Annotated in this window: 16 protein-coding genes and 1 pseudogene; 14 read left to right on the top strand and 3 right to left on the bottom strand. The window is 61.4% G+C overall.

Going from position 1 to position 18,829, the window contains the following annotated elements; translation table 11 throughout:
- Positions 1–342 precede the first annotated feature (342 nt).
- The 9 genes from ACFQPG_RS10905 (at position 343) to ACFQPG_RS10865 (ending at position 13,566) form a co-directional block, all read left to right on the top strand.
- Positions 343–1,344, top strand: coding sequence for a hypothetical protein (locus ACFQPG_RS10905; protein WP_380812999.1), 1,002 nt, complete (start codon positions 343–345; stop codon positions 1,342–1,344).
- A 1-nt stretch (position 1,345) separates the two neighbouring features.
- Positions 1,346–1,813, top strand: coding sequence for a hypothetical protein (locus ACFQPG_RS10900; RefSeq protein WP_380812996.1), 468 nt, complete (start codon positions 1,346–1,348; stop codon positions 1,811–1,813).
- Positions 1,814–1,883: 70 nt separating this feature from the next.
- A complete protein-coding gene (locus tag ACFQPG_RS10895) occupies positions 1,884–2,939 on the top strand; it encodes a hypothetical protein (protein WP_380812993.1) in 1,056 nt (351 codons plus the stop codon).
- Positions 2,940–3,022: 83 nt separating this feature from the next.
- Positions 3,023–7,516 (top strand): hypothetical protein, encoded by a 4,494-nt coding sequence (locus ACFQPG_RS10890; RefSeq protein WP_380812990.1) that lies wholly within the window; start codon positions 3,023–3,025, stop codon positions 7,514–7,516.
- A gap of 494 nt (positions 7,517–8,010) precedes the next feature.
- A complete protein-coding gene (locus tag ACFQPG_RS10885; protein ID WP_380812987.1) occupies positions 8,011–9,246 on the top strand; it encodes a hypothetical protein in 1,236 nt (411 codons plus the stop codon).
- A gap of 308 nt (positions 9,247–9,554) precedes the next feature.
- Positions 9,555–10,889 carry a TrkH family potassium uptake protein gene (locus ACFQPG_RS10880; RefSeq protein WP_380812984.1) on the top strand — a complete coding sequence of 445 codons (1,335 nt, stop codon included), beginning with the start codon at positions 9,555–9,557 and terminating at the stop codon, positions 10,887–10,889.
- Positions 10,882–11,550: a potassium channel family protein gene (locus ACFQPG_RS10875; RefSeq protein WP_380812981.1), complete on the top strand. Its 669-nt coding sequence runs from the start codon at positions 10,882–10,884 to the stop codon at positions 11,548–11,550. The genes ACFQPG_RS10880 and ACFQPG_RS10875 overlap by 8 nt, the downstream gene beginning before the upstream one ends.
- Positions 11,551–11,708: 158 nt before the next feature.
- Complete coding sequence (locus ACFQPG_RS10870) at positions 11,709–12,836, top strand: phosphatase domain-containing protein (protein WP_380812978.1); 1,128 nt, start codon at positions 11,709–11,711, stop codon at positions 12,834–12,836.
- Positions 12,817–13,566, top strand: coding sequence for a DUF72 domain-containing protein (locus tag ACFQPG_RS10865; protein ID WP_380812975.1), 750 nt, complete (start codon positions 12,817–12,819; stop codon positions 13,564–13,566). Before ACFQPG_RS10870 ends, ACFQPG_RS10865 begins: the two co-directional genes overlap by 20 nt.
- Before the next feature lie 49 nt (positions 13,567–13,615).
- Here the strand turns inward: ACFQPG_RS10865 and ACFQPG_RS10860 are convergent, their stop codons facing one another.
- Complete coding sequence (locus ACFQPG_RS10860) at positions 13,616–13,906, bottom strand: hypothetical protein (RefSeq protein ID WP_380813149.1); 291 nt, start codon at positions 13,904–13,906, stop codon at positions 13,616–13,618.
- Between the two features lie 99 nt (positions 13,907–14,005).
- Here ACFQPG_RS10860 and lysA point away from each other — a divergent pair, with 99 nt between their 5' ends.
- A complete protein-coding gene (gene lysA / locus ACFQPG_RS10855; RefSeq protein WP_380813146.1) occupies positions 14,006–15,265 on the top strand; it encodes a diaminopimelate decarboxylase in 1,260 nt (419 codons plus the stop codon).
- Between the two features lie 56 nt (positions 15,266–15,321).
- Here lysA and ACFQPG_RS10850 read toward each other — a convergent pair whose 3' ends face one another.
- Entirely contained in the window at positions 15,322–16,269 is a 948-nt protein-coding gene (locus ACFQPG_RS10850; protein ID WP_380812972.1) for an energy transducer TonB, read from the bottom strand.
- 392 nt (positions 16,270–16,661) lie between these two features.
- On the opposite strand from ACFQPG_RS10850, the gene ACFQPG_RS10845 reads away from it, so the two are divergent.
- From ACFQPG_RS10845 to ACFQPG_RS10835, 3 genes and pseudogenes are all read left to right on the top strand, one after another.
- On the top strand, positions 16,662–17,018 hold the full coding sequence (locus ACFQPG_RS10845) for a cadherin repeat domain-containing protein (RefSeq protein WP_380812970.1): 357 nt from the start codon (positions 16,662–16,664) through the stop codon (positions 17,016–17,018).
- Positions 16,937–17,176, top strand: a pseudogene (locus ACFQPG_RS10840) (Ig-like domain-containing protein); the annotation flags it as partial. The gene ACFQPG_RS10845 and the pseudogene ACFQPG_RS10840, both read left to right, overlap by 82 nt.
- Before the next feature lie 52 nt (positions 17,177–17,228).
- Entirely contained in the window at positions 17,229–17,729 is a 501-nt protein-coding gene (locus ACFQPG_RS10835; RefSeq protein ID WP_380812967.1) for a calcium-binding protein, read from the top strand.
- 130 nt (positions 17,730–17,859) lie between these two features.
- Here the strand turns inward: ACFQPG_RS10835 and ACFQPG_RS10830 are convergent, their stop codons facing one another.
- Complete coding sequence (locus tag ACFQPG_RS10830; RefSeq protein ID WP_380812964.1) at positions 17,860–18,426, bottom strand: hypothetical protein; 567 nt, start codon at positions 18,424–18,426, stop codon at positions 17,860–17,862.
- A gap of 177 nt (positions 18,427–18,603) precedes the next feature.
- Between ACFQPG_RS10830 and ACFQPG_RS10825 the strand changes: the two genes are divergently transcribed.
- On the top strand, positions 18,604–18,801 hold the full coding sequence (locus ACFQPG_RS10825) for a hypothetical protein (protein WP_380812961.1): 198 nt from the start codon (positions 18,604–18,606) through the stop codon (positions 18,799–18,801).
- Positions 18,802–18,829 lie beyond the last annotated feature (28 nt).

The following is an 18,829-nucleotide window of genomic DNA, read 5'->3' as shown; positions in this document are numbered from 1 at the left end:
TCTTTATAGGCGCGGAGTACGACCCGCTCCTCAGCGTCGCCGACAGGTACATGCTGGCCCGCTGCGCTTCACGACCGTTTCGTGCTTCGTGCTGTGCGTTGACGTTCACTGCTTGGCTCACAGCGGAGCTATTGAACGTCTAAGGTTAAGGCGAGATCAGGAATATACCCGTAACGGGTGGATCGATAATGCCACGCTTTGAAGTGCGGTACTCTCGGCGGAACCTGGGATCCCCGACGAGTTGCTGCGGGAGATCGCGGCGCCAAATCCACCGAAGTGAAGCCGGCATTAAATTCGCGTTACAACTTCTTAACCTGTTTCGGTGATTCAAGAGCCTCCAAAATGGAGGTTTTCGTGAGGCGTTTTCTTGAACCCGTGAGCTGGTGTTCGCTCAGCATGGCATTTGCCGCAGTTGGCTATGCTGCTCCCGCCGTGGCGGCAGGAACTCCGGCGGGCACGACGATCACGAACACCGCCAAGGCGACCTTCGATCTTCCCGGGGGCGGGTCGGCGGATATCAACTCGAACCCGGTCAACATTCTCGTGGACGAGTTGCTCGATGTTAGCGTGGCGTCATTGAATGGCGGCACGGTCACTGTAACACCCTCAGCCAGTAACCAGGTGTTGATGTTCCAGGTGACCAACGCCGGCAACGGGAGTGAGAGATTTCGCCTGATAGCGCGGGACACTCTGGCCGGTGATGATTTCGACCCGACAACCACGTCGATCGTACTCGATAGCAACGGCAACTCGATTTATGATCCTGGAACAGACACGGTTTACACAGCCGGCTCTAATGATCCTGTGCTCGCGCAGGACGCGTCTGTCACGGTCTTCGTACTCTCGAGCATTCCTGCGACGGTCACCGACGGTCAGCAGGGCAGGGTAGAGTTGCAGGCAATCGCCGTTACGGGAAGCGGCACTGCTGGCACCATCTTCGCCGACCAAGGGCAGGGCGGTGGAGACGCCGTTGTGGGCGCAACGACCGCCCAGGGGCTGGGCAGCGGCCTTTATGCGGTCTCTGCGGCCAGTGTCTCGTTCGTGAAGAGCGCATCCGTGCTCGACCCATTTGGCGGTACCTCGCAGGTGCCGGGTGCGGTGATCACCTACTCCCTGACCGCAACAGTGAACGGGTCTGGAAACCTCAAGAACCTTGTCATCTCTGACTCTGTGCCGACCGGTACGGTCTATGAGCCGAACTCACTTACGCTCAGCGGTGCGGCTCTCACGGATGCGGCCGATGGGGATTCAGGTGAGATCGGCGCCAGCGGCATCGCGGTCCGCCTGGGTGATGTTGCCGGGGGCAACGTCCGTACTGTGACTTTCAAAGTGAAGGTGAATTGAGATGCTCAGCAAGGTGATTGGATTTGCAGCGCTGCTTGTTGCGTCCGCGCCAGCCGCGGCTGCGCCACAAGTTAGCCTTTTCAACGAAATCAAGGTCGTACGAACTACGACAGCACCATCCGGTAAGGTGACGACGTCCCTGGTTGATCCCAAGGTTGTCACACCTGGTGACCGTCTCCGGCTAGTTCTCACCTATGCAAACAAAAGCAACGAGCCTGCAAAGGATTTTGCTGTAACCAATCCCATGCCTGCTGGTGTGGTTTTCGCCGGAGGCGAAAGCGCCGGGGCAATGGTTTCGGTGGACGGAGGCAAGATCTTCGGAAGCCTTGGTGCCCTTAAGGTGATGGATGGCTCTGGACAGACGCGGCCGGCGGTGATGGCCGACGTCACGCACGTGCGGTGGAAGTTCGCAAACCCGATTGAGGCAGGCGAGCAAGGGACGCTTAAGTTCGAAGCGCTCGTGAAGTAGTTCTTCAACTCGCTTCAGGGGAGCGCAGGCGAGTTGAGCGACACTTAGCGCTCCCTAAGCGGGGATCATCATGAGTAGCAAGCAAATGTGGCTTGCCAACGCCAGTCTGCTGGCGGTGGCACTTGCCCCTGCGCCCGCCTTCGCGGCAGGGACTCAGGCAGGCACAACCATCACAAACAGCGTGACCGTCGATTATGCCGTAGGTGGCGTTGCGCAAAACCAGGTGACGGCAAGCAACAGCTTTACGGTGGATCGCAAGGTGGTGCTTACGGTGGCCGAACTCGGCACCGGCACAACTACGGTCTCGCCTGGCCAAAGCTCCGCAGTGACCTCGTTTACTGTCACCAACTCGTCGAACGCGACCCTCGACTTTGCGCTGTCAGCAGTCAACCGGGCGGGTGGATTGGCCGCGCACGGCGGCAGCGACAGCTTCGATGTCAGCAATCTGCGCATTTATCGGGACACGAACGCCAATGGCGTATTCGACTCCGCATCAGATACACAGATCACCTACCTCGACCAGCTATCTGCGGATGCCACAGTGACCGTGTTCGTAGTCGCGGATGTTCCTCTGGGGCGGTCGACTAACGACGTTGCGGGTGTCCGACTGAGCGCAACAGCCCACGATGGCAGCACTGCTGGAACGCAGGGATCCGTGCTTGTTCAAACAGCGGGTGCCGACACAGCAGGAATGGACACTGTTTTTGCTGACAGCAGCGCGAATGGGAACACGGCTAGCGACGGCATCGGCTTCGCAGAAGATGATTACACGATCTTGGCCGCCAACGTTTCCGCAACCAAGCTCAGCCGAGTGGTTCGCGATCCGGTGAACGGCACCGTCAATCCCAAGAACATCCCGGGCTCCGTCGTCGAATACTGCATTAATGTATCGAACGCGTCAGGCGGCGCTACCGCGACAAATGTGGTTGTGACAGACGTTCTGCCCGCGGAGACAACTTATGATTCAACCTTCGGCATTAAGGTCGGGGGAACGGTTACGTCCGGTGTCTGCAATGCAGACGGGGCGGGGGCGGGAGCCTTCAACGCGGGCACTGTAAGTGGCACGATCACGTCGCTGCCAGCGTCTGAAAGCCGCACGGTCCTGTTCCGAGCCACCATCAACTAACGGTCATTGGTCATCGCGTGACCAGGTTGAGCTTCCACCAGCTTTTGAGTGCGCTACTCTGCGCGCTCCTGCTTGGGCTGCCTATGACGGCGCCGGTGAAGGCTGCTGACCTGGTCACGCGCTCCATCACAAATACCGCGACCCTCTCCTGGACCGAAGGCGGACTGAACCGATCCCTGCTGTCGAACAAAGTCGATCTTAGCTTCCTCGCTACGCCGCGCGTTTCCTACGTGTTCGACAGCCGCGACGGCTCGCCGGTTACCGGAGTTCGCATCACCCTCATCAATGTCGCAACCGGCCAACCTGCCATTGTATTTGGATTGGACGGCACCTCGAGGTTCCCGTCGACGCTCACAACCGGCCAGAGCACATCGGATACAAGTGGGTACGTCTACAGCTACCCTGCCGGGGCCTTCTCGTTTCCCTGGGTGTCAGCAGGAACATACCGCCTGCAAGTCGAGGCTCCCGCTCCATTCTCTTTTGGGTCAAGCAGGACACAGGCTGAGCTCTCCAATTTGCATCGGCCAGACAACGCTAATTTCCAGCTCGCTTCGGCAAGCTTTGGGGGAACGTTTACGCTTCAAAGCGCCGGCACCGTCACGCTGGACGTGCCACTCGATCGGCCCGCCCCGCGCTTGCTTCTTTCAAAGGTCGCCAACAGATCAGAGGCAGAGATCGGTGATCTCGTCCGCTACGAGCTTAAGGTCATCAATCCTGAAAGCAGGTCTACCGGGATCGTGACCGTGAAGGATTACCTGCCAGCTCAGATGCGGTACCGGCCCCGGTCGGCCCGCCTGGATGGAGCGCGAACAGCAGAGCCGACATACGACGGACGAACCTTGACGTTCCAACTGGCTTCACTCGGCGCGGCGGCGCAAACTCGCCTTTCTTACGTGCTCGAGGTTCGCCCTGACGCACGCGCAGGCGACGCTCTCAATCGGGCGACCGCGAGCGTCGATGCTGTCGATAGCAACGTTGCGGACGCCTTGGTGCGCGTAACCCGCGACAGGAACTCGGAGCGCCTGACAATTGTCGGCCGAGTGTTCAGCGGGTGCGTCAATGCTGAACGAGAAAAGGGTGTTCCGGGCGTGCGCGTGATGCTCGAAGATGGGAGCTATGCGGTTAGCGACCATGAAGGTCGGTTCCACTTCGAAGGTGTGAGCCGCGGTACTCACGTCGTTCAGCTTGACCGAGGTTCGCTTCCGGCCGGAGTTACGGCTCTCGAATGTGCCTCCTCCGTGCGTAGCGGAGGCCGGGGTTCCTCCCGTTGGGTCGAAGGACGCGGCGGTGATCTGAAGCGCGTAGACTTTCATCTGTCCGCCAGTCCGTCGATATCTGAGAAGCCGCAGCTCACCGAGGCATCAGCCAGTCATCCCGACCGCGTTCTGACGGGGTCGGTTGATGCAGACCGGGACTGGTTTACTGGACAGCAGCCTGGCGTCGCATTCCTTTATCCGACAGGTGGAACGAACCCCCGCGCGCCGGTCACCAGGGTCGTTGTGAAGCATCGCCCTGGTCAAACGGTCAAGCTTTTAGCTGGCGGGAAGCTAGTCGCGCCAGTTTCGTACGATGGAACGAAGAAAGATGCCGCCGGCGTTGTTGCGATCAGCAGCTGGCGCGGGATCCCTCTGCAAGCTCGCACCACGGAGCTTTCCGCCGAAGTGCGCGGCAACGACGGCAAGCTTGTTGAAACGCTTCGTCAAACTGTCATCTTTTCCGATGTTCCCGCCAGGGTCGAGGTAGTTCGCGAGAAGTCGCTCTTGCTCGCGGACGGCATTCATCGGCCACGTATCGCACTTAGATTTACTGATCGCGGCGGCCGCCCGATTCACCACGGCGTCGCGGGTGATTTCCAGTTGCCTGAACCATACGTCGCGGCAATGGAGGCTGGCGCTCAACAGGCGCGGCAGCTTGCCGGCCTCGAACGTGCTCGCCCAACCTGGCACATAGATGGTGACGAGGGACTCGCGTTCGTGGAGCTTGAGCCCACGACCGCCTCGGGCAGTGTGTCGCTCCGTTTCCCGTTTCGCGACGGCACTTCCAGGATCGAGCAGCGGGTCGACTTCTGGCTGAGTCCGGGCGACCGTCCTTGGACTATCGTGGGATTAGCTGAGGGAACGATCGGTTTCGACAGCCTGAAGAAGAATCTGGAGAAGATTGGGCCTGACAGTTCCAACGACATCGTAGACGGCCGCCTTGCTTTTTATGCGAAGGGCAGGGTGCTCGGGCGCTGGCTGATGACCCTGTCCTACGACAATGAAAAGGATCGGGATCAAGCGCGGCTCGCCGGGGTGATCGATCCGCAAAACTATTACACCATCTACGCCGACCGATCCGAACGTCGCTACGATGCAGCTAGCGTCCGCAAATTCTACGTACGCTTGGAGCGGCCGCAATTCCTGGCACTTTTCGGCGATTACGAGACCGGCATCGATGAGCCTGTCCTAGGCAGGTACGTTCGCTCGTTGAACGGCGCGAAGGCAGAGTTCCGATCCTCCCGAGTCAGTGCAACCGCTTTCGCCGCGGCTAACGCATCCAACCACCATCGTGATGAGATTCAAGGCAACGGCCTGAGCGGGCCTTATGCTTTGTCCAGACGGCGCATCGTCGCCAATTCCGACCGGATCATGATCGAAGTCCGCGATCGTTTCCGTTCTGAGAAGATCGTGGAGCAACGGCTGCTCAGCAGGCACGTCGACTATGATATAGACTACCTAAATGGCACGGTTCGGTTCCGTGAACCAATTTTAAGCCGCAGCTCGGGTCTGGATCCCCAGTTCGTCGTGGCGGACTATGAAGTTGATGGCGTCGGAAGCGAGGGGTTGAGTGCTGGTGGGCGGGTTGCGTGGCAGTCCAAGCAGCAAGCTGTCAGAATTGGCGTCACCGCGATTCAGGACGATGATGGGCGGCACTCTACTAGTCTTGCCGCACTGGACGCCAGGGTGCGATTGACGGGGGCAACGGAGGTTCGCGCTGAATTCGCGGCTACTCGGTCAGACGATATCGGGAAAACCGCCAGTGCCTGGTTGGTTGAAGCCCAGCATCGCAATGGTCGAGTGGAAGCGCTTGCCTACGCGGGTGAGCGCGAGATCGGCTTTGGATTGGGCCAAACGAACTCAGTTGAGAGCGGCACGCGAAAGTATGGGCTCGATGCCCGCTTTCATTTGAGTGATGTGGTAACGCTCTCAGGCAGCGCCTGGCGGCAAGAGATGCTCGCGACGGATGCGAGCCGCACTGCAACCCGGCTTCTAGGTGAATACCGCTCAGGGAATTCGAATGGCAGGTTTGGGCTCGTGCTCGCCAGAGACGAACTGTCCAACGGTGCCGACGCATCTTCGACACTCCTCACGATCGGCGGGACGACCCGGCTCGTTGGTGGGAGGTTAGAGCTTGGTGCAGACAGCGAAATCCCGCTCGGCTCAACGGGAACCATTGATTTTCCAAGCCGCCACCGGCTTAGTGGGCGCTATGCGGTCAATCGGTGGGCAAGCCTCATCGGGACTTACGAGATTACGAATGGGCCGGTGGACGCCCGTACTGCTCGGCTCGGCGTCGATCTTGCGCCGTGGGCGGGTGCGAGGATTGCACTTAGCGGAAATGTCCAGAACATCGATGAGTATGGACCACGTAGCTTCGCCGCACTTGGTCTTGCACAAAGCGTCATCCTGTCTAGCCGTTGGTCAGTAGACCTAACGCTCGACAGCAATCGTACGGTGTCGGGCATTGATCCATCCAGGGTCGTGAACCCACTCCACCCGGTTGCCAGTGGCGGCTTTATTGGAGGCGGCCGTCTCACAGAAGATTTCACCGCAGTCACCGCCGGGGCGACGTATCGGGCGGGACCGTTCAGCGCTACGGGGCGAGCTGAGCTTCGGGATGGAGACCGCGAGCGCCGAACAGGCGTTATCTTTGGCGTGCTACGCCAGATTGGGAATGGGCGCGCACTCGGCGGATCTGCCGAGTGGTACAACTCTGAACTGGTGAATGGAGCACTGACTTCAGTTAGCTCAGCTCAACTCACATGGGCCAACCGCCCCTCCGCGAGCAACATTTCCTTCCTCAACAAGCTGGCATTTCGCCGAGACGCTGTGAAGAACGCTGTTGCGGGGTATCCTGATGCGCTCGGTCAGGAGCACCTGTTCGATGGCCACCTGTCCTCGGTTAGGCTGAAGAATTCGCTTACGCTGAACTACTCCAATCGGCGAAGCGATCTGGAGTTGTCTGCATTTTGGGGCCTCCGTTACGTCTCTGACAGCTATGGCAGTGATGACGCAGAGGGGTGGAGCAACCTCATCAGCTTGGATGGGCGCATTGGGCTCTCGCGCTCAGTGGAGGTTGGAGCCTCGGCTAGTGTGCGCCAAGGATTGAACGCTCGCTCGCTACGGATGTCGGCTGGACCTCAGATGGGTTTCAAACCCATCACGAACGGCTGGCTCGTACTGGGCTATAACGTCGTTGGTTATCGGGATCGGGACTTTGCGGACGAAAGGTTCACCCGTTCGGGTCCGTATGCCAGCTTCCGCTTCAAATTCGACGAGATGACACTCGCCTCATTGCTCCGTGAGGGTTCGAGGTGAAACTCTCATCGTTCAACCTCCAGCGCGCATTCCTCTGGTGCCTGCTTTGCTGCCTTGCGAGTCCAGCCAATGCTCAGCTCTCATTTCAGCTTCGAACGGGGAACAGCGCGAATGGCTCGCAGTCGCTGACTGTCGATTCCAACAAGTGTCCCAGCGAGGGACCAACTGCGATGTACGTTGGGGGATTGATCCGAAATACAGGTGGAGCTCGGGTCAACGACATCGTCGCTACTCTGAGTGGCTTGGATGCGAACGCATACCTGACAGGCGGACAGCCTGCTGCTCAGGCGGTCGGAAGCCTGGACCCAGGTGAAAGCATCGGAGTATACTGGCTGACAGGTTACGGATGCACCATTGGTGCAACGGTGACGCCAGCCGTGCAGCTAAGTTCTAGTTCAGGCGTCCAGACGACTGAGCTCTCATTGGCGATAAGGTCGGCAATCAGCTCCAATGCTGGCGGAGATGTTCTCTCCGCTACGCTGGGCCCTGGAGCAGTGGTTGGTCAAACCGTTTATTTCGATGCTGCTTACGACTTTGGTGGCACGACCGCTGACGACGAATATTTTCTCCAACCTGCGGGTGGCCAAAACTTCAACGCAGGTTGTTTTCGGCTTGCAGGCACAGAAGTGATGGCCAGTAACGTAGCGGGTGTTCCTGCCGGCACGAAAGATACTCTCTACTTCATTCAATCGAGCGCGCAGACCGGAAACGGGTACCGCATCACCGTTCGGTACGCCTTTCAGTATCTCTGCGCCGGCTCTTCAACTGTGGCTCGTCCTTATGCAGCCCAGACCTCGGGCAACACCAACATTAAATATACCGGCAACTACGATGGAACCAGCAGCATAAGCCTGACCTATCCAGGAGCTACTAACCCCTTCACCATCACGAAGACGGTCGACACGCCACTGGCCTTTGCGGGAACTAGCGCTCCCCTGACTTACATGGTGACCATAAGCAATCCGTCTCGCTACCCGAGCGTCATCTCCCGCATTGTGGACGTTCTGCCAGCAGGCACTTCATTCGAAAGTATGGCAAGCGGCAGCGACGTCACCACGGCCAACTCGAGTACTGTGCCTGCTGTGGGGGCAACAGGTACCATCAGCTTTGTTGGCAGGCTGGGGCGGAGCTATGCCATTGCTCCAGGAGGGACGGTGGTACTGCGGTATAAAGTATCTCGTCCCATGGTGGCGGGATCGTTCACCAACACGGCGCAAGCCTTTTTTGGAAGCGCAACTACTGCGGTTGCGCAGGCAGCTTTCCAGCAAGTCGCTCCCGTTGCACTCACAGCTAATAAGACCAGCAGCATTGCAAGTAATGCGCAGGAGGGAACGATCAATGCGAAGGCGTTACCGGGTGCGCTGGTCGATTACGTAGTGACGGTAGCGAACCCGAACCCACTGCCTATCGATGCTGATACGATCGTGGTTTCGGACCGCACGCCGACCAATATGAAGCTTTGTCTGACCGATGTTGGAGCGCCGGGCACCGGCCCTGTGCGCTTCGCCGATGGACAGCCTCCATCAGGCCTTACGTACGTTTACGGAGGGCTTGCAAGTTCAACCGATCGGCTCGACTTTTCGGATGATAATGGGGCTACGTGGACCTTCCTTCCGGTGCTCGACGCAGATGGTTGCAATTCTCGTGTGACTCATGTCCGAATCAGACCCACAGGGGCATTCGCCGCGTCCGGTCGTTTCACCCTGCAACTGCGCTACAGGCTTGATTGATACATCCCGGAGAGTGAGCACCGCGTCCCGTGAGCGGACGGAAGCGCTTTCAAGGCTTGGGAGGCAGTGCTTGCGCTCGCTCTTTCGGCAAACATCCCGGAGCGGCACCAGATCATTGTCCTGGCGTTTGCCGTGGTGGCATTCTTGGCCTTTGCACAAGGCCTGACCATGCCCTGGCTATTCTCAGGCTGAACGTCTGCCGGAGCGAGGACGAGAACGATGAGTAACCGAGTAGATGTCAGCCGATGCACAAAGGAGCGCGCCTGCTTCGGCCTGGCGGAGCCTGTGGCCGGTTCAGTCCCGTCAGCATGACCTTCGGCATTACCAGGAATCCGGCACGCCTAGTGCCGCTCGCCTTCTTCGTGGCGATATGGATCGGAACGGCGCTATTGATGCTCCCCGTCTCACGAGCGGGTCCGGGCGGGGCGCCCTTTATTGTCGCCCTCTTCACCTCCACCTCCGCGGTCTGTGTGACCGGACTCGTCACTGTTGACACTCCGACTTATTGGTCCGGCTTCGGGCAGGCCATTATCTTGGCCATGATCCAGATCGGCGGTCTCGGGATCATGACCGGAGCAACCATGCTGGGGCTTTTGGTCACACGGCGGCTTCGGCTGCATCATCGGCTGCTTGCCCAGGCCGAGACCCGTGCGCTTTCCCTGGGAGATATCGCGTCGGTCCTCCGCCTGATCCTTCTGGTAACCGCGACGGTGGAGCTTGCGATCGCGACCGTGCTGACCTTGCGCTTCGCACAACATTATGATCAGCCTTGGGGTGAAGCTGCCTGGAACGGGCTGTTCCATGCCGTGTCGGCGTTCAACAATGCCGGCTTCGCCCGCTACACGGACAATGTGATCGGCTTCGCGCTAGATCCGTTCATCTTGGTACCGCTGATGCTTGCGGTGATCCTGGGTGGGATCGGCTTTCCCGTGCTGTACGAGCTTCGCGAAGAATTTTTCACACCCCGCAAGTGGTCGTTGCATACCAAGATCACGTTGGCGGGAACGGCGCTGTTGCTCGCACTCGGCTTCCTCCTCGTGCTTGCGTTCGAGTGGCGCAATTCAGGCACGCTCGGGCCGATGAGCAGCGGCGGGAAACTGCTCAACGCCTTTTTCCATTCCGTCGTCACGCGCACCGCCGGCTTCAACAGCGTCGACATCGCTCAGATGCGCCCGGAAACGCTCCTGGTCAGCGATGCCCTGATGATGATCGGCGGAGGGAGTGCGGGGACTGCGGGCGGGATCAAGGTGAGTACCTTTGTGGTTCTCGGCCTGATCGTGTGGGCGGAAATCCGCGATGAGCCGGACGCTTCCGCGTTCAGTCGCCGGCTCTCGTCCGAGGTCCAGAGGCAGGCGTTGACCGTCGTGCTGCTAGCCATCGGGATCGTGGCGACCGGCACCTTGATGCTGCTGAGCCTCACCCGGTTCGGACTGTCCGAGGTGCTGTTCGAAGTCGTGTCCGCGTTCGCCACGGTCGGCCTGTCGACGGGCATCACCGCCTCGCTTCCGCCGCTGGGGCAGGTTACGCTGGTCTGCTTGATGTTCATCGGCAGGGTGGGCACGATCACGGTTGCAACCGCGTTGGCCCTACGGACCACCCGCAAACCCTATCGCTATCCGCAGGAGCGCCCGATCGTTGGCTAGATCACCCCACTCCCCCGACTCGGTCGCCGTGATCGGCCTCGGCCGCTTTGGCGGTGCTGTCGCACTTTCGCTCGCCCGGCTCGGCCATGAGGTGCTCGGCATCGACGCTCATCCGGGTTCAGTTCAGGAATGGGCGGAGCGGTTGACCCATGTCGTCGAAGCGGACTCGACAAACGTCGAGGCACTGCGGCGACTGGGCGTTCATGAGTTCAATCACGCGGTGGTGGGGTTCGGCAGCGACATCGAAGCAAGCGTACTCACCGTTCTTGCGCTGAGTGAGATCGGCGTCCGCGATATCTGGGCAAAGGCGACCAGTGACCAGCATGGTCGAATTCTCGAGAAGACCGGTGCTCACCACGTCGTCTACCCCGAAGCCAAAATGGGCGAGCGGGTGGCGCATCTCGTCACCGGCAAGATGATCGACTTCATCGAGTTCGACGATGGGTTCGCAATCGTGAAGACCTGCGCCCCATCGGAAGCAGTTGGGCGGACACTTGGAGCTTCGGCTCTACGGAGCAAGCATGGAATCACTATTGTGGGGGTGAAGAGTCCCAATCAGGACTTCACTTACGCCACCCCGGATACGATGGTGTCGGACGGCGACCTGCTGATCGTTTCGGGACCCACAACTCTGGTCGAGAAGTTCGCGGCAATCACCTGAACGCAGGCCTGTTCCGCCATTCGACTCGTGAGCAACTGGCGGGACCACTTTCGCCGAAGCCCGGCCATGGCCGATGAAGGAGCGGGCTCCGGACCGCCGCGGAAGGCACGCCCATGGAGGATGTCGGAACGCGACCTTGCCCGCGCCGTTCGTGCAGCATGTCCAAGTCGCCTATCCCAGCGTTCCTCAGGTCAATCATTGCCGAGCTCGAACGCGATCTCGATCTTGTCGACGACCTCCTCGAGCAAGGCGAAGGACACGACCGCAAGGTCCGCGTCCTCGCCTACGCAGGATATCGCAACAGCCGCGTAGTGCGGTTGAAAGGCCGGATCGTTCGCCATGAGGAGCCTCTGAACACTGGCAAGGGGCGGCTGGCGCGGCTTCGCGCTATGTTGGAAATCTACAACAGCAACGAGCTTGCCGGCATCGGTGTACGCTGCGAGGGCTATGGTCAGAAGCTCGACGCAATCAGTGACGCGGAAGGCTACTTCGAGTTTGAGCTCGCCGTGGAGCAGGCGCTGCCACCCTCCACCTGCTGGGAGCACGTCACCCTCACGGCGCCCGACCGCCTAGCGCAACAGCCAAGCATCAAGGTTCCGATCCTGGCTCCCGGCACCGACGGAAACTGGGGCATAATCTCGGATATCGACGACACGATCATAGAGACCGGCGCGACGAACTTCCTCAAGAACTGGCGGCGCGTGCTGGTCGATCAGCCGCACGACCGGCTCGCGGTGCCCGGCGCATCGTCACTCTACAAGATGATTGCGCGCGACCACCCCGATCCGGCGCGCCCATTCTTCTACGTGTCCTCGTCGCCCTGGAACCTCTACGGATTCATCGCGGAGTTCATGGAGCTGAATGGCATCCCGCATGGCCCGATGTTCCTCAAGGACTACGGAATCGACCCGTCGCAATTCATCCGCAAGGGACACGAGGAACACAAGCTTGCCGCGATCGAGACGGTCTTCGCCTTCTACCCCGACCTTCGTTTCCTACTGATCGGCGATAATGGCCAGCGCGACGTCTCGATCTATGCCAAGGTGGTGAGCGACTTTCCGGGACGAGTGGCGGCTGTTTTCATACGCGATGTCGATAGCTCCTGCCGTTCGGGACCGGAAGCAGATCTGCTGCGGCAGATCGAAGGAAGTGGCGTCGCGACCTTTTGCGGGGCAGGGTTCGGCGATGCTGTCGCGGTCGTTCAGCAGCTTGACCTTGATCGCCCACTGGAAGCGGCGAGCGCTGTAGTCTCCCCGGGCGAGCATCTTGGGGCGTCCGCTGCTTAGCGAAGGCTCTACCGTCCGGATCGGGACGGCCGGCTGGGCAATCGGCGAGGCAGCCAAGGCGCACTTTCCAGCGCCCGGCAGCAATCTCGAACGTTACTCTCAGGTCCTGCCGGTGACGGAGATCAACAGCTCTTTCCACCGCCCCCACCGCCTGTCGACTTGGGAGCGATGGCGCGACAGCGTTCCTGCTGACTTCCGCTTCTCCGTCAAAATGCCGAAGACCATTTCGCATGAGCGGAAGCTGGTGCAATGCACGGAGCTCGTCACCGACTTCCTGGAGCAGGTTGATGGGCTGGGCGAGAAGCTGGCGGTGCTGCTGCTTCAGCTGCCTCCCAAGCTGTCTTTCGACGGTGAAGTCGCGGGAGCATTCCTCGAAAATCTCAACAGCAAGTCGAGGGTTCCCATCGTGGTCGAACCCCGGCATCCTTCGTGGTTCGAGGAGGAACCGGATCGAGTCCTGCGATCACTCCGCATTGGGCGGGTCGCGGCTGACCCAGCCATCTGCCCGGCCGCCGCTGTGCCCGGTGGTTGGCGAGGACTGGAATATTGGCGCCTGCACGGATCCCCGATCAAGTATCGCTCGAGCTATGACGATCGGCTCCCATCCTACGCCGAGTTGCTCCAGCATGGTGGCGATCACGGCGCGGAAAGGTGGTGCATCTTCGACAACACGGCGTCGTCCGCCGCCATCGCGGATGCCGTTGAACTGCAAGCAATCACCCGGAGCTGACCGGAGATCAGTGCCCTGGCAGGATCCGCGCCAAGTCACTTACGCTAGCTCACGAGCATGAAAAAGAGCGCCCCGTGAGAGGCGCCCTCCTTTTGAGCGGTTGTCCGCTTAGCGGTTCTTGTCGAAGCCGAACGCTCCGGGATCCTGATTGTGCTGGTCCGATCAATTCCGGCCGGCCCCTTATCCAAGTCCACTTCGGTGTGCCGGACCGTGTATGCACCTGCTTGGTGCGCTGGCTGGCGGTCTTGCTGACGACGAGCTCTTCTTTGACCCGCGCTTCCTTCGCGACGACGGCTTCCTCTGCAGTTTCCGTCATTTCCACGGTGCGATCCCTGAACAGACTTTCGTCTTCGGGGAGCCCGAGCTTCGCTCTAAGCCACCTTCACGAAGGCCAAGCTCGTCTCGACTTGCCAGCACGAATTCGGCAGAGCGCATGGCCATGGACCATTTTCGGCTTCGCGACGGCACGCTTCATGCCGAGGACGTTGCCCTGCCCCGTATTGCGGAGGAGGTGGGCACACCGGTGTACGTCTATTCACGGGCCACTCTGCAGAGACACGCTCGAGTGTTCCGCCAGGCACTATCGAAGCTCGACAACCCTCATATCGCCTTCGCGGTGAAGGCTAACCCGAACCTCGCCGTCCTGAAGGTGCTGGCAGACGAGGGGTATGGCGCGGATGTTGTCTCCGGCGGCGAACTGACGCGCGCCCTGGCCGCCGGCATGAAGCCAGCGGACATTGTCTTTTCGGGCGTCGGAAAGACGCAAGGGGAACTGCTGCAGGCTCTCGAGGCGGGAATTGGCCAGTTCAACGTCGAGAGCGAAGAAGAAGGCGACGAGCTCGCTGCGCTCGCCGTCTCACGAGGGACGCGCGCGGCCTGCGCGCTGAGGGTGAACCCCGACGTCGATGCTCGCACGCACGAGAAAATCTCCACCGGCAGGCGTGAGAACAAGTTCGGCGTCGCCCTGGACCGAGCACCGGGAATTTACGCGCGATTGAGTACAGCTGATGGGCTCGAGATGCGCGGCATCGCGATCCATATTGGCAGCCAGTTGAACGATCTTGAACCGCTGGAGACCGCCTTTGACAAGGTTGGGGTACTAATCAGGGAACTCCGGAAGCGGGGCTGCACGGTGACCCACGCCGACCTCGGCGGCGGGTTAGGAGTACCCTACAAGGCCGACGATTTTCTGCCTTCGCCCGCCGAATACGGCGCCATGGTGGAGCGGGTCACCCGGGAATGGAATGTGCGCCTGACGTTCGAACCGGGACGCGTGATTGCAGGCAATGCCGGCGTGCTGCTCACTCGCGTGATCCGGGTGAAACAGGGAAGTTCTCGACCTTTCGTGGTGGTCGATGCCGGGATGAACGACCTCGCACGGCCTGCCATGTACGGCGCCTGGCACGACTTCGAGGCTGTCCGGCCAAGCGGCAGTACGACGATTGCGCACATCGTCGGCCCGATCTGCGAAACAGGGGACACGTTCGCCATGGACCGGCCCTGCGATGAGCTGAAAGCTGGAGACCTCGCGATCTTCCGCACTGCGGGCGCCTATGGTGCGACAATGGCGAGCAGTTACAACTCACGCGGTTTCGTTGCTGAGGTGCTGGTGAGCGGCGAGGAGTTCGCCGTTGTCGCGGACCGCATTCCAGCAAGCGAGATCATGTCTGCGGAACGGGTGCCGGACTGGCTCCGGTAAATTTGCCGGTCGCCCCGGCACGCGCAGGCGGCCCGAGGGGTTGCACGCGACTGTCGCTAGCGCCGGCGTTTGCGGCCCCAGCCGTAGCTCGTCCTGACTTCCGAAGCGATCGCTTGCCCGCGCTGGTCGAGTGCCGGGCTGAAGCGCATCCGGCGCTCAACGAGCCCGCAAGTGGCCGCATCCAGCTCGGCATTGCCGCTGCTCACGATCGGTTTGCAGTCGCTCACTTGCCCACTGGTTCCAACCACGAAGCTCACGCTGACGGTGCCTTCAAATCGTCCGTAAGGATTGTCGCTGTCGGCCAAGCCGCCGCTGACCCAGCGAGCCGGAGTGACCACCCGGCGCTGCTCACGGACCGGCGCTGCCTGGGCAGGCAAGGCGGCCGGATCCGCGGCAGCTGCTCCCGTCGCAGAAGGCGCATCCAGCTGAGAAGGCGGCTGAGCGGCGGGCGATGAGGCCGCGTCCGCTGGCGGTGTGACCGGGTCGGCCCTCGAACGAGCGTCGGGCGGTTCTTGGGCGATGTCGCTCGAGCGAGCCCCATCGGAGAGGCGGGATGCGACCGCGGCAAGTTCCATGGGTGGGGCACCGGCCATTGTCTCGCCAGCTGAGTTTTGCGGGAAAGTCTTTCCATCCCCTGCTGGCATCGGCTCCGCCGGGAGGGGCTGGTGATCCGAAGCGGCCAGCGCCTTGTCGGCGGCGGCGATCGCGGCATCGATGCGCGCAGCAAAGCGGTTGGTATCGGCTGCCTTGGACGACTGACCGCCAGCGCCGGCGCGATCGTCGAGCATGCCACCGTCCAGCAGCACGGCGGCCGCTGCGAGGCAAAGGGCCAGGGCGCCAGCGCCAAGCACCAACGGCTTCGACAGGCTTCGCGGCCGGGCATCCTGATCTGGGGGCGAAGCAGCTTCAGCCGCGCCGGGGGGCTCGGCCTCTGTCATCGACTGCCACGACAGGTGGCGAGCCCGGGGTGCGGCAGGCGCATCGTCTCGGCCGTAGCTTCTCACCGGCGGGCCGCCTCGGCGCTGGGAGCCCGTGCCGCATCTCCGACCTTCGTGCGAACGTCGCCAGCCTTCGGGCCTGAGCCGGCTTCGAACTTGTCCTCGCGGGGTTTGCCCGTGAGCCCGTCGGGCAGGTACGGTGGACTGACCACAGGCGTTCCAATCTCAACGACTCGAAGCCAAGTACCGAATTATACGGAATTTTCTGGATGTGCTCCAGCCTTAGGCACCGGCTGCCCCGGTAAGCCGATCCGTCGCGACCTACGGTTGTTTTGTGCCCCCGCGAAAGCCGATCAGCGGCTGAATCCGAATTCGAGGCAGGGCTGGCTTCAAAATCTTAAAATTCGTTTGATTTGTCTGCGTTTGGCGGGCTGCTCGACGGTGTCCGTCACGATGCGGTGCACATCAATGCGGAGTTCGCGGGCACGCGGCCAACCGATCATTATCCGCAGGTGGCACTGCTGCGAGTGGCGATCACGCCGCACGACCTGCTCCTCAGCAACGGTTCGGTGAACGAGAACCTGCTCGCGGGAACGGTGGTCGGGACCTTGTCAGCGACCGACACGCCGGGCGACGTCCTGACCTACGCGCTGGTAGACGACGCGGACGGACTATTCGCCGTGGACCCGAAGACGGGCGTCGTGGTCACCACTCGGGCGATCGACTTCGAGGCATCCGCCGGCTTCACGATCATGGCCGCATCTTCAGCGACAGCGCCGGGCTGCAGTCGCAGGCGCAGTTCACCGTTGCGGTAGGCGACGTCAATGAAGCGCCGGTTGCGCGCGACAACTCCGTCGCGGTCGATGAAGATGCGGCCAGCGGCAACCTGTGGTCGCTGCTGCTCGCCAACGATACGGATGTCGATGCCGGCGACACACGGACGATCACGGGCGTCGACGGGTCGGGAGCGTTGGGCAGCATCCTGTTCGACCCTGCCACTCAGACGCTGCGCTACGTCGCCGACAATGATCTGTTCGACCAACTTCCAGTTCGTCGATCGCTTTACCTACACGATCACCGATGCCGGCGGGCTGAGCCACAGCACCAGTGTCAAAGTGACGGTGACCGGGCTGACGGACGGGGTTACCCGCCAGGGCGGCAACGGCGCCGACCTGCTGGACGGCACGGCGGGCGAGGATCGGCTGCTTGGCGACAACGGCAAGGACCAGTTGTTCGGCCTGGGCGGACACGACCAGCTGGACGGCGGCCGGGGCGACGACCAACTGGACGGCGGGAGCGGTCACGACGTGCTTGCAGGCGGGCAGAGGCTGGCTGAGCGGCACGGGTATTCGCAACTCGCGCGCCCTGGACGTCGACGCGGACGGCCGGGCCGACCTGGTGATGACGCTGACGGGCGGCGGTTCGGTGACCCTGCTGGGTGTATCCGAGATCGGACAGGTCAGCTTCGAGGTGAGCCCGATGCAGCAACGGCCGGCGCCGTGAACGATTGGCAGTATTGGGCCTGATTTCGGCCGAAGTGGGGTCGTAGTTGGTGAGACTAATCGCCTGGCGACACGGGCGGTTGATCGTCGATGTCGACGCAAGCCGTGGCATGCGGGCGCGCGGCTGGGGTGAGCCGCGCGCCCTGATGCCCGCTTAGCGAACTCGGCTCAGACGAACGTTGGTCACCCGCCCGGTATAATCGACATTGCAGCGGAAGCTGAGGTCGCCCTGCGCATATTGCTGATTGTAGCCATAAGCGTTGCCGTAGGGCGGCTGATTATGGCCGTTCGCGCCAGTGTCGAGCAGGCCGGTGACGCGAAGGCCGCGGTTGCGGCGCTCCACATTGGTGATGGCCGTCACTCGGGCCTGGCCGGTCGCATACTGGTTGTAGCCATACTGATCGCCGTAAGCCGGGCGATAGCGGCGAGCCGCCTCGGCCGAGGCGGCGCTGGCGCATTGGCTGATCGCCGTGCGATCGTTGGACTGGTAGCGGTTGCCGAGCAGCTGGCCGATGATCCCGGCGATGCCGCCCTGCTGCTGCGGGTAGGCGTACCCCTGCTGGGGATAGCCCTGGCCGGGATAATTGTAGCCCGGCTGACCCGGGTAAGGCTGCGGCACGGTAGGCTGGGGATAGCTGGGCTGCGGATAATATTGCGCCGCCGCCGGGGCGGCGATGCCGCCGAGCGCCGTCGCGGCAGCGATGAGGGTCAGGATACGCATAGTCACTTCCTTGTTCTCCGCACGGAAAACGCCGGGGAGTTCAGGGCTACAACGAGCAGCCGCCGCACGGGATGCATGAACGGGAGACAACGAGGGGCGTTCGGTCGGATGCGGGCATGTAAGTCGCTCCCTCGAGGCGTTAACGACTCAATTGCCGACGTGCCTTAGTGTCGCCGAATGCAGAACCCGTATCTCGAAATGTTGCGCCTCGCTCTTGGCGATCTTGTGCAATATGTGCCGCACTTCGTCTTTCTTCTTGTGCTGGTCGGGCTGGCCAAGCTCATCGACGCGAAGACCAAGGCGCAGCGGCGGAGCAAGTGGAAGGGGGCGGGGCTCTTCGAACCGGCGCTCCGGTGGATGGCAGCCGAAGCATGATCCACTACCGGGCCAGTCCCGTGTTCCT

The organism is Sphingomonas sp. GCM10030256 (genome assembly GCF_042666415.1).
Lineage (GTDB): Bacteria > Pseudomonadota > Alphaproteobacteria > Sphingomonadales > Sphingomonadaceae > Sphingomicrobium.
The sequence above is the reverse complement of the archived record's forward strand: the minus strand, read 5'-3'. Positions and strand labels throughout refer to the sequence as shown.

Excerpts from the sequence above, each read along its gene's own strand:
- ACFQPG_RS10905 (WP_380812999.1), top strand. The coding sequence starts at position 343 with ATGGAGGTTTTCGTGAGGCGTTTTCTTGAACCCGTGAGCTGGTGTTCG.
- ACFQPG_RS10900 (WP_380812996.1), top strand. The coding sequence starts at position 1,346 with ATGCTCAGCAAGGTGATTGGATTTGCAGCGCTGCTTGTTGCGTCCGCG.
- ACFQPG_RS10895 (WP_380812993.1), top strand. The coding sequence starts at position 1,884 with ATGAGTAGCAAGCAAATGTGGCTTGCCAACGCCAGTCTGCTGGCGGTG.
- ACFQPG_RS10890 (WP_380812990.1), top strand. The coding sequence starts at position 3,023 with ATGACGGCGCCGGTGAAGGCTGCTGACCTGGTCACGCGCTCCATCACA.
- ACFQPG_RS10880 (WP_380812984.1), top strand. The coding sequence starts at position 9,555 with ATGACCTTCGGCATTACCAGGAATCCGGCACGCCTAGTGCCGCTCGCC.
- ACFQPG_RS10870 (WP_380812978.1), top strand. The coding sequence starts at position 11,709 with ATGTCCAAGTCGCCTATCCCAGCGTTCCTCAGGTCAATCATTGCCGAG.
- lysA (WP_380813146.1), top strand. The coding sequence starts at position 14,006 with ATGGACCATTTTCGGCTTCGCGACGGCACGCTTCATGCCGAGGACGTT.
- ACFQPG_RS10835 (WP_380812967.1), top strand. The coding sequence starts at position 17,229 with ATGATCTGTTCGACCAACTTCCAGTTCGTCGATCGCTTTACCTACACG.
- ACFQPG_RS10830 (WP_380812964.1), bottom strand. The coding sequence starts at position 18,426 with ATGCGTATCCTGACCCTCATCGCTGCCGCGACGGCGCTCGGCGGCATC.
- ACFQPG_RS10825 (WP_380812961.1), top strand. The coding sequence starts at position 18,604 with ATGCAGAACCCGTATCTCGAAATGTTGCGCCTCGCTCTTGGCGATCTT.